Origin of the sequence: Hymenobacter sediminis, assembly GCF_003231285.1 — a bacterium.
Lineage (GTDB): Bacteria > Bacteroidota > Bacteroidia > Cytophagales > Hymenobacteraceae > Hymenobacter > Hymenobacter sediminis.
Window position 1 is genome coordinate 378,684 of sequence record NZ_QKNS01000003.1, and the last position, 19,969, is coordinate 398,652.

General features: G+C 57.0%; 17 protein-coding genes. 11 read left to right on the top strand and 6 right to left on the bottom strand.

Annotation, left to right across the window (positions count from 1 at the left end):
• Positions 1–269: 269 nt before the first annotated feature.
• Positions 270–2,054 (top strand): DUF885 domain-containing protein, encoded by a 1,785-nt coding sequence (locus DNI29_RS10725; RefSeq protein ID WP_238388061.1) that lies wholly within the window; start codon positions 270–272, stop codon positions 2,052–2,054.
• Between the two features lie 102 nt (positions 2,055–2,156).
• Here the strand turns inward: DNI29_RS10725 and DNI29_RS10730 are convergent, their stop codons facing one another.
• The 3 genes from DNI29_RS10730 to DNI29_RS10740 all read right to left on the bottom strand — a co-directional run bounded on the left by DNI29_RS10730 (position 2,157) and on the right by DNI29_RS10740 (position 6,629).
• Positions 2,157–2,873: a copper homeostasis protein CutC gene (locus DNI29_RS10730; RefSeq protein WP_110978101.1), complete on the bottom strand. Its 717-nt coding sequence runs from the start codon at positions 2,871–2,873 to the stop codon at positions 2,157–2,159.
• Entirely contained in the window at positions 2,870–3,895 is a 1,026-nt protein-coding gene (locus tag DNI29_RS10735) for a glycosylasparaginase (RefSeq protein WP_110978102.1), read from the bottom strand. Before DNI29_RS10735 ends, DNI29_RS10730 begins: the two co-directional genes overlap by 4 nt.
• 262 nt (positions 3,896–4,157) lie before the next feature.
• Positions 4,158–6,629, bottom strand: a complete 2,472-nt coding sequence (locus DNI29_RS10740) for a T9SS type A sorting domain-containing protein (RefSeq protein ID WP_123823211.1) — start codon at positions 6,627–6,629, stop codon at positions 4,158–4,160.
• Between the two features lie 593 nt (positions 6,630–7,222).
• On the opposite strand from DNI29_RS10740, the gene DNI29_RS10745 reads away from it, so the two are divergent.
• The 3 genes from DNI29_RS10745 (at position 7,223) to DNI29_RS10755 (ending at position 11,910) form a co-directional block, all read left to right on the top strand.
• The gene (locus tag DNI29_RS10745; RefSeq protein ID WP_110978104.1) at positions 7,223–8,230 is read left to right on the top strand and encodes an SDR family oxidoreductase; all 1,008 of its coding nucleotides are present in this window, start codon (positions 7,223–7,225) and stop codon (positions 8,228–8,230) included.
• A gap of 471 nt (positions 8,231–8,701) precedes the next feature.
• Positions 8,702–9,937 (top strand): MFS transporter, encoded by a 1,236-nt coding sequence (locus DNI29_RS10750; RefSeq protein ID WP_162303577.1) that lies wholly within the window; start codon positions 8,702–8,704, stop codon positions 9,935–9,937.
• Between the two features lie 389 nt (positions 9,938–10,326).
• Positions 10,327–11,910 (top strand): sensor histidine kinase, encoded by a 1,584-nt coding sequence (locus DNI29_RS10755; protein WP_110978106.1) that lies wholly within the window; start codon positions 10,327–10,329, stop codon positions 11,908–11,910.
• 177 nt (positions 11,911–12,087) lie between these two features.
• Here the strand turns inward: DNI29_RS10755 and DNI29_RS10760 are convergent, their stop codons facing one another.
• Entirely contained in the window at positions 12,088–12,990 is a 903-nt protein-coding gene (locus tag DNI29_RS10760) for an SDR family oxidoreductase (RefSeq protein WP_110978107.1), read from the bottom strand.
• A gap of 348 nt (positions 12,991–13,338) precedes the next feature.
• On the opposite strand from DNI29_RS10760, the gene DNI29_RS10765 reads away from it, so the two are divergent.
• From DNI29_RS10765 to DNI29_RS10775, 3 genes are all read left to right on the top strand, one after another.
• The gene (locus tag DNI29_RS10765) at positions 13,339–14,256 is read left to right on the top strand and encodes a helix-turn-helix domain-containing protein (protein ID WP_162303578.1); all 918 of its coding nucleotides are present in this window, start codon (positions 13,339–13,341) and stop codon (positions 14,254–14,256) included.
• 207 nt (positions 14,257–14,463) lie between these two features.
• Complete coding sequence (locus tag DNI29_RS10770) at positions 14,464–14,886, top strand: hypothetical protein (protein ID WP_238388062.1); 423 nt, start codon at positions 14,464–14,466, stop codon at positions 14,884–14,886.
• Between the two features lie 84 nt (positions 14,887–14,970).
• The gene (locus DNI29_RS10775) at positions 14,971–15,282 is read left to right on the top strand and encodes a DUF3817 domain-containing protein (RefSeq protein ID WP_110978109.1); all 312 of its coding nucleotides are present in this window, start codon (positions 14,971–14,973) and stop codon (positions 15,280–15,282) included.
• Between the two features lie 160 nt (positions 15,283–15,442).
• Here the strand turns inward: DNI29_RS10775 and DNI29_RS10780 are convergent, their stop codons facing one another.
• On the bottom strand, positions 15,443–16,372 hold the full coding sequence (locus DNI29_RS10780) for a helix-turn-helix domain-containing protein (protein WP_110978110.1): 930 nt from the start codon (positions 16,370–16,372) through the stop codon (positions 15,443–15,445).
• A 199-nt stretch (positions 16,373–16,571) separates the two neighbouring features.
• On the opposite strand from DNI29_RS10780, the gene DNI29_RS10785 reads away from it, so the two are divergent.
• Both DNI29_RS10785 and DNI29_RS10790 read left to right on the top strand, forming a co-directional pair.
• Positions 16,572–16,961, top strand: coding sequence for a DUF3060 domain-containing protein (locus DNI29_RS10785; RefSeq protein ID WP_162303579.1), 390 nt, complete (start codon positions 16,572–16,574; stop codon positions 16,959–16,961).
• 118 nt (positions 16,962–17,079) lie between these two features.
• Positions 17,080–17,385, top strand: coding sequence for an antibiotic biosynthesis monooxygenase (locus tag DNI29_RS10790; RefSeq protein WP_110978112.1), 306 nt, complete (start codon positions 17,080–17,082; stop codon positions 17,383–17,385).
• Positions 17,386–17,437: 52 nt separating this feature from the next.
• Here the strand turns inward: DNI29_RS10790 and DNI29_RS10795 are convergent, their stop codons facing one another.
• Positions 17,438–17,974: a pyridoxamine 5'-phosphate oxidase family protein gene (locus DNI29_RS10795; RefSeq protein ID WP_110978113.1), complete on the bottom strand. Its 537-nt coding sequence runs from the start codon at positions 17,972–17,974 to the stop codon at positions 17,438–17,440.
• A gap of 201 nt (positions 17,975–18,175) precedes the next feature.
• Here DNI29_RS10795 and DNI29_RS10800 point away from each other — a divergent pair, with 201 nt between their 5' ends.
• Together DNI29_RS10800 and DNI29_RS24130 are read left to right on the top strand one after the other, a co-directional pair.
• A complete protein-coding gene (locus DNI29_RS10800; RefSeq protein WP_110978114.1) occupies positions 18,176–19,336 on the top strand; it encodes an AAA family ATPase in 1,161 nt (386 codons plus the stop codon).
• The gene (locus DNI29_RS24130) at positions 19,336–19,962 is read left to right on the top strand and encodes a DUF3226 domain-containing protein (protein ID WP_123823212.1); all 627 of its coding nucleotides are present in this window, start codon (positions 19,336–19,338) and stop codon (positions 19,960–19,962) included. Before DNI29_RS10800 ends, DNI29_RS24130 begins: the two co-directional genes overlap by 1 nt.
• The last annotated feature ends 7 nt before the right edge of the window (positions 19,963–19,969 follow it).

The following is a 19,969-nucleotide window of genomic DNA, read 5'->3' on the forward strand; positions in this document are numbered from 1 at the left end:
TGCCGGGTAATTCCCTGGTCTTGAGGCTGCTTTTGCTTGATATAGCAACAGGTTGCCACATTGGGGAGGGGTGATAGGGGAGAGAGGGGTAGCAAACTCGGCCTGTATGAGGCGGGTGCTTCAGTCTTATCAGAGTGCTTACCTCTTCTGTGCCGGTGAAACGAGGTAGTAGCACACTACCAAATATCTGCCCGAACCATGCGCTACTTTTATAACACTAGCTTAAAGCGGTTACATTTAGCTTCCACACTACTACCCCTGTTCTACTCGTGAAGCACCTGTTTCTATCGGCAGCGCTGGCTGCGGCCCTGTTGGGCACTCTGATGAGCAATACGGCCGCGCCTGTGGCCCCTGCCGATTCGCCGGCCCTGGCCACCTTGTTTGAGAAGTACTGGGACGAGCGCGCCAAACTCTACCCCCTGGAAGCTACCTCCCAAGGCGACAACCGCTACAACGACCAGCTCCCCAACGACGGCACCGTGGCTTACCGCCAGGCCCAGCAGCAGTTCTTTCAGCGGTACCTGGAGCAGCTCCGCAAATTTGACCGCGCCAAGCTTTCTGCCGACGACCAGGTGAGCTACGACATCTTCCTCTATGAGATGCAAATGCGCCTGGAGGGCCTCAAGCAGCCCACCTGGATGATGCCCTTTACCCAATTCAGCGGCTTGCCTATTTCGCTGGCCCAATTGGGGGCGGGCTCCGGCAATCAGCCCTTTAAAACCACCCAGGATTACGACAACTGGCTGAGCCGGGTACGCGCCTACCCCGTGTGGGCTGACACAGCCATTAGTAACTTCCGCCGGGGCATGCGCACCGGTGTAGTGATGCCCCGGCCGTTGGTGGAGAAGATGCTGCCCCAACTCCAGGCCATGGTTACACCCGACCCCGCAAAAAGCATTTTCTACGGGCCAGTTACCAAGTTTCCGGCGGCTGTGCCCGCCGCCGAGCAGCAGCGCCTCACGGCAGCCTACCAACAGGCCATCCGGGAGCAGGTGGTGCCTACCTACCAGAAACTGCACGACTTCCTCAAGAACGAGTACCTACCCAAGGCCCGCACCACCACCGGCATTTCGGCAGTGCCCGGCGGCGAGGGTATGTACCGCTACGCCGTAAAATACTGGACCACCACCAACCGCACGCCCGAGCAGATTTACCAGACTGGCCTGAGCGAGGTGAAGCGCATCCGGGGCGAAATGGAAAAGATTAAGGCCGAAGTAGGTTTCAAAGGCGACCTGAACGCCTTCTTCACCTACCTCAACACCGACCCCAAGTTCATGCCTTTCAAAACGCCGGAGGAAGTGCTGAACGCTTACCGCGCCATCCAGACGAAGATTGACCCCAATCTGAAAAAAATGTTTGGAAGGGTGCCCAAAACCGGCTTTGAAATCCGGCAGACCGAGGCCTTCCGCGCTGCCTCGGCCAGCGCTCAGTACAACCGCGGCTTGCCCGATGGCTCGCGCCCCGGTATCTTCTACGTGCCCATCCTCGATGCCACCAAGTACAACGTGACGCGCGGCATGGAAAACCTGTTTTTGCACGAGGCCATTCCGGGTCACCACTACCAGGTTGCCCTGCAGCAGGAAAACGAGAAGCTACCCAAGTTTCGCCGCTTTGCCTTCTACAGCGCCTTCAGCGAAGGCTGGGCTCTGTACACCGAAAGTCTGGGCAAAGAGCTGGGGCTTTACACCGACCCCTACCAGCGTATGGGGGCTCTGAACGGGGAAATGCACCGGGCCATCCGGCTGGTAGTAGATGTGGGTATGCACACCAAAAACATGACCCGCGAAGAAGCCATTCAGTACATGAAAGACAACCGCTCCATCGGCGACCAGGAAGCTACCGCCGAAATTGAGCGCTACATGGCCTGGCCCGGCCAAGCTTTGGCCTACAAAACCGGCCAGATGAAAATTATGGTGCTGCGCAGCAAGTACCAGAAGCAGCTAGGCGCCAAATTCAACCTCAGCGCCTTCCACGACGAGCTGCTGCAAAACGCCGCCATGCCTTTAGATATTGCTGAGAAAACGATGAACACCTGGGCTGCTAGGCAGAAGTAAAACTAGCCTTGGCGCCATGCCTACCTTAAGTTGACACAGAAAACGCCCCGGAACCTGAGTTGCGGGGCGTTTTCGTTCCAGCCTAAATTGAGCCTAGATGATTTACCCTTCAAGTTGGGCTAATAGCTCCGCTACCAGGGGCGCATCCGTCTGGAGGAGAGAAACGTCGAACTCCGTGGGGGTTGGGGCCTGAGAAAGGGGTAGGGGCCGGGTGGCGCTGGCATGAAACTCAGTGGCGCCTGTGCGGGCGGCCACGGCTCGGATGTTGTGCGGCCGGATGCCCGCGCCGGGCATAATGCTGATGCGCCCTGCCGCCTGCTCAACTAGTGTCGCCAGCTGGGTCTGCCCCGCTTCAGCCGTGGCCTGGCCACCGGAAGTCAGAATGCGCTGGCAGCCCAGGGCCACTACGTCTTCCAGGGCCTGCAACTGGTTGGGGCATACATCGAAGGCGCGGTGGAAGGTAACGGGTAGCGGACCGGCCACCTCCATAAGCGCCTGGCACTGGGGCACAGCTACACGGCCCTGGGCATCGAGAACACCGAGCACTACCCCGTCGCAGCCCAGCAGCCGGCACTGGGCAATGTCGGTGGCCATGATGGCCACCTCATCGGGGGAGTAGCAGAAGTTGCCGGGCCGGGGCCGAATGAGAGCAAACACTGGGATGCTGAGCAACTCCCGCACCCGCTGCACCAAGCCGTAAGAGGGCGTGATGCCGCCCTGCTCCAGGTTCTGGCACAGTTCAATGCGGTGCGCTCCGCCCGCCTGCGCCGCCACCGCCGACTGCACCGAGTTAGCGCAAATTTCTAGGGTTCGGCTCACCGCAGGAGGTAGTCGCTTTGGATGAGCTGCCGCTGATTGGTAGCGTCGCAAACGGCATAGCTGAAGCCCTTTTGCAGAGCGAAAGCGCCGTGCTGGCCCTGGTTATTCACGGCAATAAAGCACACCTGAATGTCGCGGGCCTTGTCGCCTTTGATTTTGGCAATGCGCTCAACTGCGGCCTTACAGGCGGCTTTCGGCCCGAGGCCCTGGCGCATAAGCTCCACCACGGTGTGGGCACCGGCTATGCGAATCACGTCTTCGCCCTGGCCGGTAGCGGCGGCCGCACCCACGGCATTATCCACGTACAGGCCCGAGCCAATAAGGGGGGAGTCGCCGAGGCGGCCGCGCATCTTGAAGCCCATGCCGCTGGTAGTGCAGCTGCCGCTGAGGTTGCCGCGCGCATCCTGGGCCAGCATGGCAATGGTATCGTGGTTGTTGGCCCCGCCTACCGGCCCCACCGACTTTTTGCTACCCGAGTTTTCGATGTTCACGACGGGCTTATACTGGCTGGTTTTGAGCCACTCCCGGTAGGCCTTTTCGGCGTCGGGGCTGAGCTTCTGGGGTTCCAGCGGAAAGCCCTGGGCCACGGCAAACTGCTGAGCGCCCTGGCCTACCAGCATAACGTGGGGCGTGCGCTCCATCACGCGCCGGGCTACGCTGATGGGGTGCTTGATGCGCTCCAGAGCCGCCACGCTGCCGCAGTTAAACAGCTCATCCATAATGCAGGCATCCAGCGTCACAATGCCCTCCCGGTCGGGGTTGCCGCCCAGGCCCACGCAGCAGTTTTGCTCCGCTTCCGTCACCATCACACCGGCCTCTACCGCGTCTAGCGCCCTACCTCCCTGGCTTAATACTTTCCAGGCTCCCTGGTTGGCGGCTATTCCGGTATCCCAGGTAGAAATGACCAAGGGCTTGCCCGCAACGGGCAGCGGCGGCAGTGCAACGGCTTCGGCCGACTGGCCCACGGCTAATGCCGCCAGTGAGGCGGCCGAGGAAGTAAGAAACTTGCGGCGAGAAGGCATAGGGCAGAATACTGGTGCAGAGAGCCCAAAGAAAGAAAATTTCACCGTCGTACCATACTCCTGGTCCCTACCCCCGCAGAAGGCGCGAACCGTTACTACATCTGAGTGGCTTTGCTGAGTGGCTCGTAAACCAGCTGGGGCAGTCTAGCGTCGTGCCAAGACGTGGGGGTAGCAAACGAAAAGCACGTCATGCTTTGCCACCGGCTCTGCATGACGTGCTTTGGGTACAGCCTATATCAGCTGCTTCTGTACTTAAAGTCAATTATTGAATTACAACCCGGTGGGCGGCCGTCGTGTCGCCGTTAAAGCGCAACATGTAAATACCCGGCTTCAGCTGGTTGCTCGGGATGGTCAGCACGTTCTGCTTGCCTACCGTCACGCGCGACAATACGCGGCCGGTAACGTCCACCACGTCAATAGTTTTCACGTTGAGCTTGTTGGCTCCCAGCCGGATGTTGATTTTATCGTGGGCCGGGTTCGGGTAAGCCTCTATGCCACTGGCAGCGGCCTTGGTAGCGGTGGAGGAAACGGTGCAGTTGGTGGCCGTTGCGCCCAGGCCGCTGATGGAATTCATGGAGGTAGCCAGCACCACTTTATCAAGCTGTGCCCCGCCGCCGGTATTGTAAGCAATGGTCAGAGTATGCGGACCTACGGGCAGCACCATATCCTTCAGCTTAGTCCAGCCCCAGCCGCCACCGGCATTTACCTCTTTCACGCTCACGTCATCGATGTAGTAAGTATTGGCTGCCTGGCCCATGTCGAACAGAAAGGTGGTGGAAGCTATGGAGGCCGTGATAGTCCAGGAAACCTGTTTCCACTCCGTGTCAATGGTCTGATCGGCCTGGTACTGGGCCCCGGAAGGACCCGTGGAGAGGCGGATGGAACCCCCGGCGGTGGCCGCTTTTACCCAGTAGGAAATGGTGTACTGCTTGCCCACGGTAGTTGGGAAGGCGGCGCTGGTTACCTGCACCCGCCACTGGTTGCCGGGCTGGGCGGTGGGGTTCACCACTTTCAGGGAGCCGGTGCCGCTGTGAGCTTCCGCTGCTACAGTATTCGCCGTGATGGTTGCGCCGGTCGTGTTCAAAGCAGTCCAGCCGGTCAGTCCGTTCTCAAACCCGCCGTTGGATACCAGTTGGCTGCCTACTGACTGAAAAGCCTCATTATCAACCTTAAGCCAGTAGCCGTATTCTTCTCCGGCCGGTACGTTTTGCCGGGCCACCAAGTTGTAGGTAGCGGCGCTGTCAATGGTGAAGGGCAGGGTCAGGTAGGAAATGGCGTCGGTAGGGGCGGCGGTGGGGCTGGTCAGGCCGCTTTTTACTTTCACGTACTTACCGCCCGATGCGTCAGCATTCGACACTACCTCCCAGTTCGAGCCCACTGTGGCGCATTCGGCTTCCAGCCAGATGCGTTTGCCCAGCGGCTCGGCCGGTAACACGGCATTGCTGGTGCCCCACCACTTGTACCAACGTTGGTAGTCCAGGGCGGGGTAGGGGTGGGTGGTGATGTTGGTGTTGACGCTGGTGTTGCCCAGCAGGAATTTGTCCACGAAGGCCTCAATGGCGGGGCGCTGGGTGGTAGGAATAGCGCAGTGGTTGTGGCCGCCATCAATGAAAAAGCCGAACCGGTCGCCGATGCCAAACGTCTTCCACACTTCGTGCGCGGCCCTGGCCGATACGTAGGCCGAGGGGTTCGACAGCCACTCGAAATCGGTGTTGCCGGTTACCAGCAGAGCGCGGGGCGCAATCATGGCCATCAGCTCGTGGTGGTCGTGGGGGAGCTTGGCTACGTTGGTGTTCTCAAACCGCTTCATATCGTCCCGAAACCAGCGGTAATCGGTGGCGCCCAGCTTTTCTACCGCCCCCAGGGTCTCGGAAACGCGCCAGGCCGGGGCCCCACCACCGCCCGACTCCTGGGCAATGGTAAGGGCAATGCGCTCATCAAGCGCCCCGGAAAACAGGGCCATTTTACCGGCGTAGGAGCAGCCCGTCACGCCAATGTGCTTCAAATCAATGGGCAGGCTTGATTGCACCAGCTCCAGCCCATCAATCAGGCGGCTCACGCCCCAGGCCCAGGCGCTGTACTGGCCCGAGTTATCGAGGTTCTGCTCGGGGTAGAGTTTATAGTAAGGGTCCGTCAGCTGTGGGTTGCCGTAGCCCGTTACCTGGTTGTGGCTAAAGGTGATGCGGGCTACATTGCGGCTGCTGAAAATATCGGCCGGCAGGCTGCCAGTGGCGCTGTTCATCCCGATGATGGCCGGAAACGGACCGGTGCCCGTCGGTAGAGCTACCTGCGAGGTCAAGACCAAAGTCTGGCCATTTACAGTCACGTTCACGGTAAGTACGCCGGTGCCGGCCGTAGTACCAGGGGCGTAGCTGGCGGTAATGGTTTCGGGCTTGGCCGGCTTCCGGCCTATCTCATAGTTCTCAATTTCAGCCCTGATTTCGTTGCGCCGGCACTCCCAGTCGCTGAAGCTGGTGGATCGGCCGCGGCCATCTGACCACATAAACGGGTCGGGAAGGGGGGCAATGGCGGGCAGCTGGTCGAAGCTAGGCAGGGGAGGCGCTGCGCAGGTGGTGCCGGTATTTTCAGAAGAATACACCAGCGGAATTTGCTGGGCAAAAGAGCTGAGGCCGAGCACGCTCAGGACCAGCGTTGCAACGAAAGCCTTTGCTGTTCGCGCCGCTCGGGCTTGTTGTGTAGAAGTGTTATCAGAAGAGGAAGTCATTGTTTTCATGCGGTGGGAGTTTGGTTTAGGACAGAAGCAGGTCAGGGGCTTATCTTCATAGGCAAGGGTTTAGTGAGAGTGACAACATGAGGTTTAGCGCCTCCGACAAGCCGCGGCCTGCAGCTGAATGCAGGACGACAACCGAAGCGTGTTCATCGAGAGATGCAATTGGGAGCGGGTAGTTAGCTGGCCGGCTGATGGAGGACCGTATAAGCTTTGGAGAGCCCTAGAGCCTATTTCCCTCGGAAGATAGTAGCCAGTTCATGGGGTAGGAACACCGCCAAAGGATATAGGCAAAATGAAAAGACCGGAATCGTTACCGGAAACGTTTGTATATAAAAGATGATAAAATATTGTTATGATAATGTGAGTGATGACTTGCTCACCAATACAACTAATGGTTGAAATAAGGCATTCGCAGAATAAAAGCGTCCTAGTCCATGCAGGCTCAGGCTCAGGAAGGGGGTAGGGCTTTTGGTGATTCGACTGTGGTGCCTTTTCTCAAATCCGGGCGTGGTCGGGCGCCAACTGCCAGGGACAGATCTGCACCTGACAGTTTGCAACAGGGCAACCTATCTAAAAAAGCACCGTTGCAAGAGAGTATGAAAGAAGAAACCACACTCAGCCGACGTCAGATAATCAGCGGTTTAGGCGCCAGCTTAGCCGTAGCTACTGTAAGCCCTCTATTATCTGCCGAAGCTGCTATCGGCTCTGCCGAAGCAGCCCCCGAACCCCTGAAAGACCCGACCACCGCCTACCCCCGGCCCCCATTCAAAAGCCAGACGCAGCCCTGGCCCGGCCTAGCTGGCAAGATGGAGCCCGTGCCCGACCACGGCGAAAAAAGCTACAAGGGCTCGGGCCGCCTCAAAGGCCGCAAAGCCCTGATTACGGGCGGCGACTCCGGCATGGGCCGTGCCGCCGCCATTGCCTACGCCCGGGAAGGCGCCGATGTGGCCATCAACTACCTGCCGGCCGAGGAAGCTGACGCCAAAGAGGTAATTGCCCTGATTAAGGCCGCCGGCCAGAAAGGGGTTGCCATTCCCGGCGACCTACGCGACGAAGCCTTCTGTAAGAAGCTGGTAGATGAAACTGTGCGCCAGCTTGGCGGCCTCGATATTGTGGTGAGCAACGCGGCGCGGCAACAGCAGCGCCAGTCCATCCTGGACCTGACCACCGAGGACTTTGATGCGACGATGAAAACCAACATCTACGCTCCGTTCTGGATTATCAAGGCGGCGCTGCCCCATCTCAAGCCCGGCTCGGCCATCATCGGGACTACCTCCGAGCAAGCCACCGACCCCTCCGAAGACCTCTACGACTACGCCCAGACAAAAGCGGCTACCACCAACTACGTCCGCTCCTTGGCCAAGCAACTGGCCCCAAAGGGAATCCGGGTGAACGGGGTAGCCCCCGGCCCCATCTGGACGCCCCTGCAAGTGAGTGGCGGCGCTACCCAGGAAAAGCTGCAGAAATTCGGCGGCGATACGCCCATGAAGCGGCCCGGGCAGCCCGTGGAGCTGGCCTCCATCTATGTGCAGCTCGCCGATCCGCAGGCTAGCTATGCTACCGGTCAGGTGTATGGAGCTGCCGGCGGCAAAGGCATGCCGTAATGCGCTGCGGTAGCACCAGCGGAATTACAAGGGAGTGCGCGAGCCTGGCAAACTAGAAAAACCAGCTCTGCGCCCCAGGTAACTCCGCCGCATAAAGCAACGAGAAATAGTTGGCGGCTTGTTTTTTACTGAAAACAAGCCTGCCAATACGCCATCCGGCGCAGCACGAAGAAGCTTATTACGTTAGTACGAGGCGTTAGCCAGTCGTTGCAGCGTAATAAGCTTCTTCGTGCTGCGCCGGATGATGCGTTAATGGGGGGTAGGACCATCACTCAAGATGAACGTTAGGCTTGCTGTGGCTTCCATGATTGACGCCCTCTGCTGTCCTTCCTAAGGCGCTATTTATCTGACAACAGAAAAACCTTGCTGAAAAGCGTCTGACCGAACTCTACCCTAGCGTACCCAAGACGGTTGCGGCCGTTAAGAGAGGTAGCGACAATCAGGGGCGGTATGGAAGCATCAGCGCGTAGTTTGAAAGGGCTTGACTGGGTTAACCTGTTAATGGCCGATGTAAAGGACGGAGTGGGCGTGTACCTCTCGGTGTATTTGCTCACGGTCAGGAACTGGCAGCCCGATGAAATAGGGCTAGTCATTGCTGTACCCGGCCTGGTGGGTATTCTGGTGCAGGCTCCGGCAGGCGCCCTCATCGACAGAACCCGGCACAAGCGCGTGTTGCTGATGGCGGCATCGGTGATTATTGCCGTGTGCTGCCTGGTGGTGGTGCTCAGCCATGGGTTCTACCCCATCTTTTTGTCGCAGGCCGTGGTAGGGCTCACCCAATCGGTGTATGCGCCGTGTGTGGCGGCCATAACCCTGGGCATGGTAGGGCACAGCCTACTGGATAAGCGCATCGGCCGCAATGAGAGCTTCAACCACTTGGGCAACATGCTGGCGGCCATTATTGCGGGCCTGATCGGCCGGTTCATCTCCTACGAGGGCATCTTCTATTTTTCCATTGCCCAGTGCCTGGCCCTGATCGTAGGGGTGCTGATTATCCAGGAGAAAGACATCGACCACGAGCTGGCCCGAGGAGCCAGTACAACGGACCAAGCCCCGAATACGGCCGGGCTAAAAAGCCTGTTTGCCAACCGCAATATCCTGGTTTTCACGCTGGCTATGGCGCTGTTTCACCTGGCCAACGGCGCTATGCTCCCGCTGGTGGGGCAGAAAATGGGCCTGGTAGATCCCCAAAACTCGTCCTTGTACTTGTCGGCTGCCATCATTATTGCCCAGGGCGTAATGGTTTTCGTGGCTTCTTTTGCGGGCCGCACTGCCGAACGTGGGCGCAAGAAAATCATGGTGCTAGCCTTCCTGCTGCTGCCGGTGCGGGCCCTATTGTTCGCCTTCATCGACGACCCTTACGTGCTCACCGGCATTCAGCTCTTGGATGGCATTGGGGCAGGTATTTTCGGGGTAGTCAGTATCCTGATGATTGCCGACCTGAGCAAGGGCACGGGCCGGTTTAACCTGCTGCAGGGGGTAGTGTACTCCGCCATTGGGCTAGCCGCCGCTCTTAGCAGCATTCTGGCCGGCTACATTGTCAAGCACTTCGGCTATGCGGTTGGGTTTATGTCGTTGGCAGGTATAGCGGTGCTCGGCATTCACTTCTACTGGCTCTCAGTGCCCGAAACCAAGGACATCAACGCTTCAGAAGCACCCAACCCAGCCGAGCAGCCCCTGGGGCTACAGGTGCAAACCGGGGCCTGAAGCAATACTCCGGAAAGGGAAAAGTGCCCTCTGCCTAAACGGCAAGTAAACCGGGGGCCACGGTAAGGTTTGTAGGGATATGGCTATCAGCCACCGGCTGCCAAACGGGCCGGAGCTGCTGGGCAGAGGCTGCTAATGGTCAGTACAATATCGTTGCTCCGGCCTATTATCGGTACCTGGAAAAGGTAAACCAGTTTTGGGCGCTCGTGAGTATCGGCAAGGGCCTTTGCTACTGAAGCTGGTTGGGTTTTATGTTGCATAGCTAAGTAAAGTTAGGACTTGGCATAGGTGGTAAACGGGCATAGCATATACTCAGGAGCTGTGCACGAAACCGTTCACTTTCCTGGAGGCTGCGTTAAATACCATTCGTAGCTTCCTATTATGCTTTTATGGACCCTAACAAGTCTCTTGCTCAGGAGTTGCAGGCCCTGGAAACAGTGCCTGATTCATATATCGTCGTGTCGCCTGAACTGATCATTCTTACCGCCAGCGACGCCTACCTTCGGGACACCCTGAAACGGCGCGAGGAATTGGTGGGGCGCTACCTCTTCGATGCCTTCCCCGACAACCCTGCTGCGCCCAACGCCCATGCGGTGCGCAATTGGCGCGCCTCGCTGGAGCGGGTAATTGCCACGGGCCAGCCTCACCAAATGGCTTTGCAGCACTATGATGTGCTCGACCCTGAGCGGCCAGGGCATTTTGTGGAGCGGCACTGGAAGCCCCTGAATACGCCTGTATTTGACGCCCAAGGGAAGCTGCGCTACATTATTCATAGCAGCGTAAACGTAACCGAGGAGGTGCTGTCGCGCCGGGCTCTGCGCATCAGTCAGGACCGGGAGCATGACGCCCTGGCCGAAGCCGAGCGGGAGCGGCAGCGGCTGAGCCACTTGGTAATGCAGGCCCCGGCCGCCATTTGTCTGCACTCCGGGCCCGAGCTGGTGTACGAGTTCGTCAACCCCAGCTACCAGCAGCTGTTTCCGGGCAAGGGGCTGGTGGGGAAGCCCCTGCTGGAAGTTGTGCCCGAGCTACAAGGCACGCCCATCTGGCAGCAGTTGCAGGAGGTGTATCAGACCGGGCGAAGCCAGCAGCGCCACGATGTGTGCATTCAGCTAGTGCGCCCTGCCGATTCGGAGCCCTCCGACGCGTATTTCAATTACACGTTTCAGCCCCGCTACAACGAACACCAGCAGGTTGATGGCGTGTACGTGTTTGCCTTCGAGGTAACCGAGCAGGTGCTGGCCCGCCAGCAGGTACAGGCACTTAACCAGGAATTAAACCAAACCAACCAGCAGCTTACGCGCGTCAATGCCGATCTGGACAGCTTTGTGTACATGGCGGCCCACGACCTTAGAGGCCCCATTAATAATCTGGAAGGGCTGGTACAGGCCCTGCACGATTCACTACCTACCCCGCCTGCCGAAACCAGTGTAGTGCTCAATATGATGCGGGACGCCGTGACACGCTTCCAGCGAACTTTGGTGCAGCTCAATGATGTGCTGCAACTGCACCAAGCCCACGACCCCACCGCCCCGCCCACGGAGCTGGCCACCGTAGTAGATGATTTGCGTCAGGACCTGCTGCCGGCTCTGCAGCAAACCGGCGGCACATTGGAGGTAGATGCCGATGCCTGCCCCCTGGTAGCCATGCCAGCCAAGAGTTTGCGGTCTATGCTGTACAACCTGCTCAGTAATGCCATCAAGTACCGCCACCCCGACCGGCCGCCTCATGTGCGCCTAAACTGCCACACCCAGGATGGGCTCTGGCACCTGACCGTGCAGGACAATGGCCTCGGCCTGACCGATACCCAGCAGGCTTCCCTGTTTGCCCTGTTCCGACGTTTTCACAACCACGTGGAGGGCTCCGGCCTGGGCCTTTATACCGTCAAGAAAATAGTGGAAAACCTGGGTGGCCGGGTGGAGGTGCAAAGTGAGTTGGGGGTAGGCTCTACCTTTTCGGTTTACATTCCGAGCTAGCTGGCCGCCCGGCCGCCCAGCCGTTGCTTGAATTGCTTTAGTGGCGAAGCGAGGTAACGCAACAGGGCAAGGTATGTAGCTATAGAAAGATCATAGGCCGTCATGCTTGCGGTGGTGTCCGCTTACCGATGCATGACGGCCTATGGGCAATAACGCCTTCCTACTTACATGGCCTGTTTATCCTGCCTGGGTAGCGAAGTAATGCCCCTGTTCCAGGTCCGCTAGCAAGTCTGGGCCGCCGGGGTGCCAGCTTAGGCGCTGCTGGGTAAGGGTGCTGGAGGCGGCCAGGTCGAGGCCCGCAAAACCCGCCATCCAGCCAAAATGCGCCGGAGCTTCCGCCGCCGACTTGCTGATTACCGGCACCTGCAAGTGACGGCCAATGACGTCGGCAATGGTGCGCAATGAAACACCTTCGTCGCCGACAGCGTGGTAGCAGGCACCCGCCGTGCCGTTTTCCAGCGCCAGCCGGTAGAGGCGGGCCGCATCGAGGCGGTGCACGGCGGGCCAGCGGTTGCTGCCGTTGCCGATGTAGGCTGCTACCCCCTTCTGCCGCGCAAGGTCAATAAGCATGGGTACAAAGCCGTGGTCGTTCTGGTCGTGCACGGAGGCTGCCAGGCGCATGACCATAGCCCGCACACCGCGCGGCACCAGCGCCAGGGCCGCGTCCTCGGAGTGGCGCATGGCGGGCACATTAGGGTTGCGTGTGTCTTCTTCGGTCATTAGCTCTCCTACCTTCGTGAGCCCCGCAAAACCCGACGTAGCAATAAACGGCCGGTTTGAGCCCGCCAGCGCATCGCCTATGGCCTCAATAGCACGCCGGTCAGCTTCGGCTGCGGCCGCGTACTGCGTGAAATCGTGAATGAACGCGCAGTGAATGACGCCATCCGCCGCTTCTGCGCCGCGCCGTAGGCTGTCGAGGTCGTCGAGGGAGCCGCGGTGTACCTTGGCTCCGGCGGCAGTCAATGCTTGCGAAGCTTCTTCGGAGCGGGCAAGGCCGAGCACTTGGTGCCCCGCGCCAAGTAATTCCTGAACAACGGCCGAGCCCACAAAGCCCGAAGCGCCGGTTACGAAAACTTGCATGTGTTTAATCCTTTAGTGGAGTTGTGAATTGCTCCACAAAGGTGGCCTAGCCCGGTTGCTACCGGTTTGCGCCAAGTAAACCGTTTACTGAAGAAATCAAACAATCCAGCAGTAGCATCTTATTGAGTAGGCTATTCTCTTTTCTATCAAGGAAGGCCAGATAAAGCTCACCGAAGCATGCTTGCTTGTGTACGGTATACTGGCAAGTTAACGCAGCACGCCAGATGCTTGGGCAAGCTCGGAATGATGGTCATAGAAAGTGCCTGGGATGTTTCAGCTAACCCGGCCATCCGGGTGAGGAGTCGAACGCCGAAGCGCTACCTTTGGCTGATCAACCGACCGTCTGCTGTGTCTTTGCAACCCATCAGCACCTACAACCCTCAGGCTTACTTGCAAGAGTTTCTCTCGGAGCCGGCGGCGCTGCAGCACCTGCTGACCCCGGAGGCGGAGCGGTTTTTTATTTTGGCGGTGGAGCAGATGTATCCACTCTTCACCCGCCCGCTGCCGCCGGGGCGGTCTACGTCGCATAATCTGCTGTATGTGCGCACAGGCTCGGCCCGCATGCACATCGGCCCCGAAACGTACACTATTGGGCCCCACGAGGTGCTGTTGGTGCGTGCCGGGCAGGTGTACTCGTTCGGGCCGGGCGATGTGAACACCGGCTATATCTGCCACTTCCACGACGACCTGCTGCTTGGCGGCCGCGGTGGCGCGGCGGAAGCCCTGGCCCCGTTTGAGTTTCTGCGCTTCTGGGGGCAGCCCGTCATTCGGCTGGGGGCGGAAGTCGGCGAGTTTGCCGAGCAGCTCCTGCGTCGGCTGCTGGTGGAGTACAGCACCCAGCAGCTCCGCTACCCCGAAGTTATCCGGGCTTACCTGCTGGCTTTGCTGCACGAGCTGGGCCGGGCCTACACCGCGGCCGAGCCTGCCGAAACCAGCGCGGCAGCCCACATTACTGGCCGTTTCAAACAGCTGCTGGCCGCGTCCGTGGCTACCATGCACCGCGTAAGCGACTACGCCGAGCAACTCCACATCACCCCCGACCACCTAAGTAAGTGCGTGCGCCGCCTGACGGGCAAGTCGCCGGCCCGCTGGATTGAGGAAAGCATTGTGCTGGAAGCCAAGGTGCTGCTAACCCAAACCACCTGGCCGGTAAGCGAGGTAGCGCTGGCCGTGGGCGTGGCCGATGCTTCGTACTTCAGCCGCCTGTTTCGCAAGCACACGGGCCTCACGCCGCTGGCCTTCCGCAAACAGCAGGATTTGTCCTGATTCCGGCCGGCTGCGTGCTAGCCAAAAAATGGGTAGGGGCGGAGCTTTGCGGCCGTACTCATTGCCCTTGCCTTATGCCCCTGTACCTGCCTGCTTTTTACCTGTTTGGCTCCGCTGCCTTAGCAGCAGGGCCAGCCCGCCAGCCCTGTTTTACCCGCTGCTTGGCCTAGCCTCATGTATCTCACGCTGCTTACGCTCCACTAGCTAATGCGGTGGGTGGTGCTAGCCGGACTGCTGTTCGGCCTGTTTAGGGGCTACCGCGGCTGGCTCGGCCGGCACACCTTCGCGCCCCTCGACAACACCGTGCGCCACACGGCCGCTACCCTAGCCCATGTGCAGCTGCTGCTCGGGTTCGGGCTCTACGCCGTCAGCCCGTTGGTGCGCACCTTCCACCTCCGCGACGCTGAGCACGCCCCCGGCGCCTTGTTTTTCGGCCTGCTGCACGCCGTGCTTATGGTTACGGCCATCGTGGTCCTGACCATCGGCTCGGCCCTGGCCAAGCGCCGCCCCGACAATGCGGCCAAGTTTCGCACCATGGCGCTATGGTTTACGGCGGCGCTGCTGCTCATGCTACTGGCCGTGCCGTGGCCGTTCTCGCCCCTGGCTAGCCGCCCATACTTCCGCTTCTGACACTTCACTCACACTGCCTAGCCTACCTTGGTTCAACTGTTGAACTCTGGGTTGGAAAGCAGTGAGGCAAATAACAGAATCCCCATGCTGAAATCCTCTATTGGCCGCCTGCGTTTGTTGGGCTACGCCGAAGGCTTGTCGTTGCTGCTGCTTATTGGCGTGGCCGTACCTCTGAAATACGTTTACCACAACCCGGCCCTGGTACGGGCGCTGGGGCCGGTGCACGGCGCATTGTTTCTACTGTTCATCGTTAATACCCTGCGCATAGGACTCGAAGACCGTTGGCGGGCGGCCACGCTCGGTAAAGTTCTATTGTCCTGCATAATCCCGTTCGGGACGTTTTACGTGGATAAGGTGATTCTGAAACCATTGCAGGAAACCGCCTCAGACCAGTAACAAGCCCGCTAACGTTGCCAACGGAATGGTCATATCGAGCTTGTCGAGACATCTCGCGTGCTGACGTTGTGATGCTACCTCAACGATTCGAGCGAGATGTCTCGACAAGCTCGACATGACGTTTAGTTATTTCAACAACACTTTTTGTCCTCTATACTTTCTACCCCCGGAAAGCACCTGGAACCAGGCCGGTCTGGCGTTTGAAGAAGTTGCAGAAGTGGGCTACGTCGGCGAAGCCCAGGGCGTCGGCAATTTCGGAGACGGTCCAGGTGGTTTGTTTGAGGAGCATCTTGGCTTCCTGGGCTACGCGGCTGCCGATGAGGGCGGTGGTGGTGTGGCCGGTGGTTTCCTTCAGGACCCGGTTAAGATGGTTGACGTGCACGGCCAGGGCATCGGCGTAGTCCTTGGCCGTGCGCAGGTGTAGCTGCTGCTGGGGGGTAGCCAGCGGGAACTGGCGTTCCAGCAGATCAGTGAATTGGGCTACTACCCGCGCCGAGGCGTTGTGGGCGAGGGCCAGGGCCGGCACGGGCTGCAGCTTCTGGCCCGCATGAATCAGCTCCAGCAGGTAGGCGCGCAACAGGTCGTACTTAAAGGTGTAGGCGGAAGCCATTTCCTGCTCCATCTTCCGGAAAATAGTCTCCAGGGTGGTGTATTCGGCCTGGGTGAGGGGTAGCACGGGGCAGCCGCCCGGCTGGAAAACCGGCAGCTCCTCCACGGGCGCGCTACCCCTGGCCGGGAGCAGAAACTCCTCGGTGAAGATGCAGAAATACCCGCGCTGGTCTTGGTCGTGGGGGAGCCAGCGGTAGGGCACCCGTGAGGTAACAAACCACAAGGCATGCGCTTCCACCTCCACGCTTTGGTCGGCGTACTCGATGCGGCTGCGGCCCTGAATCAGGCTGATTTTATAGAACGAGCGCCGGTCGAAGGTCATTGGGGGGCGCTCGTGGCGGCGGTTCATGAGCACCGCCACGTTAAACACGTTGAAGTGCCCGATTTCCCGCTGCAGCTCCGCTGGGGATACCGCGCCGGATTCCGGGCTGCCCTCCAGGCGGATTTTGGTATAAAATGCTTCGAGTGAATTCGGATCCATAGCCAATAGCCGCTGTAAAAATCAAAGGTAAATGATTCGCTGGGGTCTGGTCGCGGTAGTCAGCTGCCGTTTCGGCGGTTGTGTTTCCCGGTAGGTTGAGGGGCTGACCATTCCTATACCGCAGCCTAGCTACCTTAGGGCAGGATTTTACTTTAGTAACCGCTGGAATATGGGTAGTAAGAGCATCATCATTCTATTAATGGCTGCAGGCATAGGCCTAGGGGCATGCTCGCAGGGTAATACCCAGCAGGAAGTGTCTACAGCGGATAACGTTTCGCGTGCTACTCCTACGGCAACCGCGGCTACTGCTACCCCCGAAACTGCCGAGGATGTGGTCATCAACGGCAACAATACGGTGCAAACTCAGGCCGTAAGTGGTCAGAACATCGAGGTGACCGGCGACAGCAACTCGGCCACGTTTACGGGTCACAGCCAGGAGTTCAACCTCACGGGCAGCGACAACGTGGTTGTGCTGGAAAACGTGAAAGCCATCGAAGTAACCGGTGACAACAACACCGTAACCTGGCGCGGCAGCACGCCCACCGTCACCAACCTGGGCCAGCACAACGTAATAGAGCGGGCCAAATGAGCGGGGCACTTTATAGCCCGAGATAGAGCTAACCCAGCTTAATCAGGAGCGGCACTTTGGCAGCGGTTTGCGTAAGCCGGTTTGCTAGAATTACATTGTATCCCTACCCCCTCTGCCAATGGTTATCACTCGCATCTGGCACGGCATCACGGCCGCCCACCACGCCGATTCCTACCTGCAGTACTTGCAGGAATCGGGTATTGCCGACTATAAAACGACGCCCGGCAACCTGGGCGTGCAGGTGTTACGGCGAGTGGAGGCCGATGTCTGCCATTTCTGGACGGTAACGCGCTGGGACAGTTACGAGAGCATCAAGCGCTTTGCCGGGGAGCAATACGAGCAGGCCCGCTACTACCCCGAGGACGCGCAGTACCTACTGGAGTTCGAGCCCACCGTACTGCACTGCGAAACCTTCGAGTTTTAAGGTACGGCCGAAACTCCGCCACGGTCTTGCTTCAACTGGTTTTTGCCGAGGCCTAGATACCCGTGGGCTTGCCGTCGATGCTGCGGGCGTTGCGGTTGTGCCAGTACTGCGCTACCTGCTCGGGGCCGCGCTGTTCCATGTAGTCGTTTAGCTCGTCGCGCTCGGCCCGGTACTCGAAGAAGGGCACGGCCATGCCGCAGGAGGTTTGCACTAGATCTACCGCTACTACCACTATCTGCCGAGAGCCGGGCAGGGGCGGGAACAGGGGTAGCAGCTCGGCCCACTCCGCGTCGCGGGGGTGGTACACAGTGGCGGTGCCGTAGAGGCGCAGGATGTTGGGTTTGCCCTCGAAGGCGCACCACATCAGGGTAATGCGGTTTACCTCCAGCAGGTGGGCGGCGGTTTCGTTGCCGCTGCCGGTCAGGTTCAGCCAGGCCACGCGGTTGGCATCGAGCACGCGCAGGGTGTCCTGACCCTTGGGCGAGATATTGACGCGCCCATCCGCAGCGGCCGTGCCCACGAAGAACACATGCTGCTGCTCGATAAAGGCTTGAATGTCGGCGCTGATAGCGGGGTATTGCTTGCCCATAAGGGAGAGGAGTTTAGAGTGGCTATGCTCTTCCTAGCACAGACGAAATTGGAGCCGATTATACATAAGCTCGTGTCAGTTCAAGGAAGTGGGCATTAATACGTCAGTGAACGGTGTTGGCGGAGGTCACTTTCTGTAAATAAACTATCTTTCGCACAGGATGCCGTAACAGTAACGCCTTCCTTGGAAAAGCGACGAGCCATGATCAATTCACTTGAAGTCAAAAACTATAGAAGCCTAAAAAATCTTTTAGTTCCTTCTTTCGGACGTGTTAATCTCATCACTGGTAAGAATAATTCTGGTAAATCGACTTTGCTAGAAGCAATATCTATACTCTCAAGTAAAGGTGATATTCAATGGATATATGGATTGCTCACTGAACGAGGTGAAAATTATAATAGCGCTCGAAAAGACAGTACAGTCGATAACTATATAAGATCATTGTCCTCTCTATTCTACAATAGAGATATTGACTATAGTAAAGACGGTCTGATATGGATCAGTGAATTAGAACCAGGTTTGTTCGGTCTTCAAGGCGTTAGTTCAAATACTGTATCCATGCGCTTTGTGAGATATGCCAATGAGTTTATTCAAGCTGATAATTTAGTAGACGAAAGAGTTGCACTTCGTTCCAAAAGAGTTATTATAGAGGAGCCTGATTTATATGTGGGTAATGCAGGAGAGTTTGGAATAGGATTTGAAATAAAAGTTGGACAAGATACTCGTTTATTGACGTTAGATGATGAGAGATTATTTGAAAGATTGAGGTTTGGTGCTCGAACTCAGATGTATAGTAGTAATTTTCAATACATCAGAACGAGAAATATAGATAAAGAAGTAAATGGTAAGTTGTGGGATAATGTTGCGCTGACAGAGAAAGAAGCTTTTGTTATTGATGCTCTACGAGTGATTGAGCCTAAGCTTGAGAGAATTGCTTTTATTGGTAGTGACGAATATGGAGGAAGAACCACTGTTGTAAAAATAAAGGACAGTAGTAAAGTTCTTCCACTTAGGAGTATGGGTGACGGTATAAATAGAGTTCTTACCATAATTTTAGCTTTAGTTAACTCGGACAATGGATATCTTTTTATAGATGAATTTGAAAATGGCCTGCATTATTCCGTTCAAGAAAAAATATGGGGGATAATTTTTGAGGTGGCTAGAAAGCTCAAAATTCAGGTATTTGCTACTACACATAGTGAGGATTGTATAAAAGCGTTTGGTAGTATTTTTCAACGTCAGGATTATTACAAAGATAGAAAGCTTATTAGGTTAGAAGGTGAAGATGGGTCTATAAGAGTGGTGGATTTTGACTCAAATGAACTATCTGTAATTGCTGATCAAGATATTGATCCTCGATAATGTCTAAAGAGAGATTCAAACAAAAATTACTTGTTGAAGGAAAAGATGATCAACATGTTGTATGGGCTTTGTGTGAGCGTTTCTCATTAATTGAAAATTTTGATGTAATAGACTGTGATGGTATAGAGAATGTTCTTTCTCAATTGCCAATAAGATTGAAGCAGGCAGATATAAGAGCCGTACTTATTGTAGTAGATGCGGATCTGTCTATGGAAGATCGTTGGAGGTCGTTGTCAGGCATACTAGTAAATGCTGGATATACGGTTCCTAATATATTGCCTGAAGAAGGGTTGATGCTTAAGCAATTGAACAGGCCTACTGTAGGGGTGTGGTTAATGCCAGATAATTCTATGTCGGGTATGTTAGAAGATTTTATAAAATTTCTGGTTCCAGATACAGATAAACTTTTACCTGAAGCAATAAGTGCTATTACGAAAATAGAAGAAGAGGAAATTCAAAAGTATAGTGATGTGCATCGAGCAAAAGCATTAATACATACTTGGCTAGCTTGGCAAGATTCACCTGGGACGCCACTAGGCTTAGCAATAACCAAAAGATATTTATCCACTGAGCTAAATATTTGTCAGCGTTTTGTTCATTGGTTGAAAACTGGATTTGAATGCTAAAACTTGC

Bases quoted from the DNA above. Each gene is read 5' to 3' on its own strand.
- DNI29_RS10735 (WP_110978102.1), bottom strand. From the start codon at position 3,895: ATGCCTTCTCGCCGCAAGTTTCTTACTTCCTCGGCCGCCTCACTGGCG.
- DNI29_RS10740 (WP_123823211.1), bottom strand. From the start codon at position 6,629: ATGAAAACAATGACTTCCTCTTCTGATAACACTTCTACACAACAAGCC.
- DNI29_RS10745 (WP_110978104.1), top strand. From the start codon at position 7,223: ATGAAAGAAGAAACCACACTCAGCCGACGTCAGATAATCAGCGGTTTA.
- DNI29_RS10755 (WP_110978106.1), top strand. From the start codon at position 10,327: ATGGACCCTAACAAGTCTCTTGCTCAGGAGTTGCAGGCCCTGGAAACA.
- DNI29_RS10760 (WP_110978107.1), bottom strand. From the start codon at position 12,990: ATGCAAGTTTTCGTAACCGGCGCTTCGGGCTTTGTGGGCTCGGCCGTT.
- DNI29_RS10770 (WP_238388062.1), top strand. From the start codon at position 14,464: ATGCGGTGGGTGGTGCTAGCCGGACTGCTGTTCGGCCTGTTTAGGGGC.
- DNI29_RS10775 (WP_110978109.1), top strand. From the start codon at position 14,971: ATGCTGAAATCCTCTATTGGCCGCCTGCGTTTGTTGGGCTACGCCGAA.
- DNI29_RS10780 (WP_110978110.1), bottom strand. From the start codon at position 16,372: ATGGATCCGAATTCACTCGAAGCATTTTATACCAAAATCCGCCTGGAG.
- DNI29_RS10785 (WP_162303579.1), top strand. From the start codon at position 16,572: ATGGCTGCAGGCATAGGCCTAGGGGCATGCTCGCAGGGTAATACCCAG.
- DNI29_RS10790 (WP_110978112.1), top strand. From the start codon at position 17,080: ATGGTTATCACTCGCATCTGGCACGGCATCACGGCCGCCCACCACGCC.
- DNI29_RS10795 (WP_110978113.1), bottom strand. From the start codon at position 17,974: ATGGGCAAGCAATACCCCGCTATCAGCGCCGACATTCAAGCCTTTATC.
- DNI29_RS10800 (WP_110978114.1), top strand. From the start codon at position 18,176: ATGATCAATTCACTTGAAGTCAAAAACTATAGAAGCCTAAAAAATCTT.
- DNI29_RS24130 (WP_123823212.1), top strand. From the start codon at position 19,336: ATGTCTAAAGAGAGATTCAAACAAAAATTACTTGTTGAAGGAAAAGAT.